A 1,032-nucleotide genomic window follows, 5' to 3' on the forward strand; every position below is an offset into this window, starting at 1 on the left:
ACCTGCGGATCGAACAGCTCCGAACGAAGTGCTTTGAGAGCGTTCAAAACGCCGATCTCATTCGCGCCCATCAAGCGTGAATAACCAACCACATCAGCGGCCAAGATCGCGGCAAGTCGACGTTCCATTGGTGAAGTTTACGTCAGAAAGGTTCGTCATTCCAAGAAACGCCTAAACTCAATCCGGTATGCACGCTTGGGCGATAGCACGAGCCACGTTGCGGGATGGTTCGTGGATCGACCATCTTACCTTGCGCTGCGGCTCCTTCGGGCAGCATCGGCTCATCAGAGGGCAGATCTCACAGTCGAATTTACGGGCGCGGTAGCGAAGTATGCCGTCCTTGTCTGGTCTGGGCTCCCCCGGCTTTGTGAGGACCCGGCGGTATTGCTTGAGTTCCTTTCCACCGGGACAGATGTAGGTGTCGCTCTCAGTGTCAAAGGTGAAGTCGGCGCGCTCGAAGGTTCCATCGTTGCGGCCAGATTTGTCGATAACCGGGATATATGGAGCGATGCCGTGATCGGCGAGCCAACTCAGCATGGGTCCAGTGCCGTAGGCCGTGTCTGCGATCAACCGTTCCGGCTTGAATACATGGCGTGCGCGCACCCGACCAACCATGGTTCGGACAGTGCCGACCTCGGCCCGCCTGATCGACCGGGTTGCTTCGACATCCAGGATCACACCGTTGTCGGTGCCGATCAGATAGTTGGCTGAATAGGCAAAACAGGCGGGTCCACCTCGCGCACCGGTCTATTGCGACGCGGGATCGGAATGCGAGGTGAACTTCGGCTTCTCCGGCCTTGCTGCACCAAAGGCGGCGGCATCCAACGTATCCAAGTATTCCCTGACGGCACGGGGTGCATCTTCAGGGACGATATTCTCAGGCGACCAATCCTGCTGCGGTGAAGAGTTTTGCCGATTGGCGTCAGCTTGAATCAGACCGGCATCTGCCGCGAAGCGCTGGCCGCTTGCCAGCCCTTCCACGATACAGCGCGCCACAATCATCTCGAACAGGTGTCCGAGCAGATTGCTATC

At 58.0% G+C, this 1,032-nt stretch carries 1 pseudogene; it reads right to left on the bottom strand.

Annotated features, from left to right (window positions below):
* Positions 1-195 precede the first annotated feature (195 nt).
* Positions 196-1,032: pseudogene (locus Q0816_RS25900) on the bottom strand (transposase); the annotation flags it as partial.

The sequence above is a fragment of the uncultured Ruegeria sp. genome, from assembly GCF_947497005.1.
GTDB lineage: Bacteria > Pseudomonadota > Alphaproteobacteria > Rhodobacterales > Rhodobacteraceae > Ruegeria.